Annotated in this window: 3 protein-coding genes; 1 reads left to right on the forward strand and 2 read right to left on the reverse strand. The window is 35.8% G+C overall.

Going from position 1 to position 3511, the window contains the following annotated elements; all coding sequences use genetic code 11:
- The coding region (locus M0Q17_RS10935) for an EAL domain-containing protein (RefSeq protein WP_295086774.1) at nucleotides 1–1761 on the forward strand (1761 nt) is incomplete at its 5' end.
- A gap of 44 nt (nucleotides 1762–1805) precedes the next feature.
- Here M0Q17_RS10935 and M0Q17_RS10940 read toward each other — a convergent pair.
- Nucleotides 1806–3056 carry an NnrS family protein gene (locus M0Q17_RS10940; protein WP_295086775.1) on the reverse strand — a complete coding sequence of 417 codons (1251 nt, stop codon included), beginning with the start codon at nucleotides 3054–3056 and terminating at the stop codon, nucleotides 1806–1808.
- On the reverse strand, nucleotides 3053–3511 hold a 459-nt coding region (locus M0Q17_RS10945; protein ID WP_295086777.1), incomplete at its 5' end, for an ATP-binding cassette domain-containing protein. The genes M0Q17_RS10945 and M0Q17_RS10940, both read right to left, overlap by 4 nt.

A 3511-nucleotide genomic window follows, 5' to 3' on the forward strand; every position in this document is an offset into this window, starting at 1 on the left:
AAAAAAAGAACTCTTATAATAGACACAAATACTCTTCATCGCTCATTTAGCGGTTTTGAAGTCGGAAAGTTTGAGATGACCTACCGTATTACAAAGCCGATTTTTTATAATGATATTTATGTCGGGAATGTCGAGCTTGGAATCTCCCCTGAGGCTTTTTTAAGAGATTTAAATTCAATATTTAAAGCTGATATAGGTATAGCAATTGAGAAATCGCTCATAGATATTATGCTGGATAAAGATGCCTTTGCTATTGATGAAAAATATCTTTTAATAGGTAAAAATAGAGAATTAACAACTAATTTCAAACGCAATATAGATAAAGAGACAGAGCTATACAAAATAGATATGAGTATTGGGCTTAAAAATCATCTCTCACAAACACTGGGTCGTTTGGTTGTCGGTTTTGATATGTCTGAAATTGCAAAAAGAGATGCAGAGTTTATGAATCATCTTTTTTTAATGATAGTTGTAATTATGCTTATTTTGGCAGTAGCGCATCATGTTGGGTTTAGTGAAATATTGAAATTTTTTTCAAAACAGATTTTTACAGATCATCTAACGGGGCTTTTAAACAGATATGCTCTTAATGACGCGCTTTTTTCTAAGAATAAAAAAGTGTTAATTTTGAGTAATATTAAAGAGTTTAGTCTTATCAATGAGCTTTATGGCGTTGATGCTGGCAATGAAGTGCTCATAGAAGTAGCCAAAAATTTTAAAGAGTTTGCCGACGAACATGGCTTTGAAGCTTATAGAATATCCTCTGATGAGTATGTACTGCTAAAGAAAGAGGATGATTTTGATGAAAAAATATATTTTAAAATTACCGAAAAACTACAGAGTAAAATAGGTTCATTAAAGCTGCAAATCGCTGGAGTGGATGAGAGCATAAATATAGAGATATATTGCGGCATTGCATTTGACCATGAACACTCACTAGAAGATGCTCAAATGGCGCTTAAAAAAGCTAAAAAAGAGTTTTTAACGTATATGATTTATTCACAAAAAGTTGACACTAAGGTGCACTCTGGAAATGTGATGAAGGTTAAAAAAATTATTAAGTATGCACTTGAACATAAAAATATAATTCCGTTTTTTCAACCTATAACAAACAGAGATAAAGATATCATAAAATATGAAGCGTTAGTTAGAATAGTTGTATTTGAGCGTGGCGAAAAGAAAATTTTATTTCCTAGTGATTTTTTAGATATATCTATGAACAGCGGTTTATATATAAAAATCGCTAAAGAGATGTTGGATCAAAGCTTATCCTTTTTTCAGGATAGAGATGAAAAAGTTTCTATAAACTTCTTACCAAATGATTTTTTCAACTCATCTATTATGGAAGCTCTGATTGAACATATCCAAAAATTTGATTCACCACAAAGAATAGTAATCGAGATTACGGAACAAGAGGGCGTAGAAAACTTCCAAAGACTTGCCAAAGTTGTTAAAAAATTAAAAGCTATGGGCGTGCAAATTGCAATAGATGATTTTGGAAGCGGCTACGCAAACTACGCTCACATACTAGAGATAAAACCTGATTACATAAAAATTGACGGCTCGCTTATACAAAATATACTAATCAACAACGATTCTAAGATACTAGTTCAAAGCATTGTACGGTTTGCAAAAGCCTTAAACATTACCACTATTGCGGAGTTTGTAGAGAGCCAAGAGATATTTGAATTGCTCAAAGAGTACGGTGTAGACGAGTTCCAAGGCTACCACCTTGGTCGCCCAACCGATTTGATAAGTTAACTTTATTTTAAGCAGGCTTTAAAAAAACAGCCCAATAAAGAGCGCTACCCCTTGATGCCGTCGGCTCTAGGAGCGACTAAAAACTTGAAAAATACTTTTATGTAGAGTATAAAGGGGAGCGTCCAGATTATTGATGAGAGTTGGTAGAGTGTAGCTGCGTGCTCTTCAAAAAATGGGATAACTCCTCTCATAAGTGTTGCTACCACAATGAAACCGACCATTAAGTGTGTATAGATGCTTGATGTTAAATGTCTTCCAGTATGAATCCAGCTGATAATTATCATGACCATTAGATAAGCAAGTCCAAATCCGCCGCTTGTTACAAAGTGTCTGAAATGGCTGATTTGCTCTATCTTGTTGTTTAAAATAGCCCAGCCCATCAACGCATATCCTGCACTAATCATCACAAATATAAGACTCATGTAGATAACAAAAGGCTGATTAAGGATAAATTTATCTTTTAAGATATAGTCGTTTGTAATTGCTAAAACAGAAGCTCCTGCGGCAAGTCCAAGCCACCCAAGAGCAGAGTTGTTTGGATATAAAAACTCCACAATGCTAAAGACAATAACGCTAAAAATTGCAAGGTTTGTAAGAGGTGGACGTGAGATATAAACATCGTCTATACCTTTGTCTTCCATCAACTCATTTATGGCTTCCATATTGACTCGTCTTAGGGCTAAGAGTATCAAGACTATATGCGCCCCAACGGCTAGTTTTAGGATGTTCATCGGGTCTGTTTGTGCATGTCCTGCAATTGCGGCAAAAAACCATGCTTCAATGATAAAAATAGCTACCATTGCATAGCCCAAAGAGGCATGTCTTTGGAGTTTGTCAAGCACTGCAGCTTTTGCAAACCAGATAAGGTAGCCAAGCATTGCAAGGTTTAAAATTGCAGCGACGTAAACACCTGTAACATCTATAAACCAAAAACTCACACGTCCTGCTATCCACAAAACTGCAACGTTTCTTAGTTTTTTACCAATAAGCGGCACAAAACCCGGAAAGAGTTCGGGGAGTCCTGTTGATAAAAATGCTAAAATCCCGGCTGTTAGGATTCCAAAGAGCATCTCATAAACATGCCAGATAAGAATATTGTCCATAAATGGAATGCTAAGCACTTCACTCCAGAGAAATCCCCATAGCAGCATGGAGATTATCATATAGGGTGCAAGAAGTAAAAAAATAGGTCTAAAGCCATAAGCTAAATATGGGGGAACGCCTTTTTCCTCAGGATAGTAGAGATAGTGGTTTGTTGCATGTAAAGCTTGTGGTTTATCTTCTTCGTGTTTCATTGTTTTAGTTCCAGTTCAAACGTACTTATAATCTCTTCATCTTGAAGTATCTCAGCACTCTTGCCATAAACATATTTGTCATCTCTTTGGTTTTGAATCAGCTCAAATTTAAATTTTTTGACAATATGCCCCGGATCTGCTTTAAGCAGAAGCATCTCATCGCTTAGGCGGATGGCTTCCATAAGGTCGTGCGTGATAAAAAGTATGCTTATCTCCCTTTTGCTTATCATATCTATCAAAATACTCTGCAACTCTTTTTTAAGTCCAATATCAAGCGCTGAAAATGGCTCATCCAAAAATAGGAGGGAAGGCTTGAGTACAAGTGCTCTTGCAAAACTGACTCTTTGCTTCATTCCGCCGCTTAAATCTTTTGGAAATTTCTCAAAATCCTCTTCCTCAAGCCCAAATCTTAGAGCTATCTCTTGTGATTTTTTTATAGCCATGTCTTTTTTCTC

Origin of the sequence: Sulfurimonas sp. (assembly GCF_023229105.1) — a bacterium.
Taxonomy (GTDB): domain Bacteria; phylum Campylobacterota; class Campylobacteria; order Campylobacterales; family Sulfurimonadaceae; genus Sulfurimonas.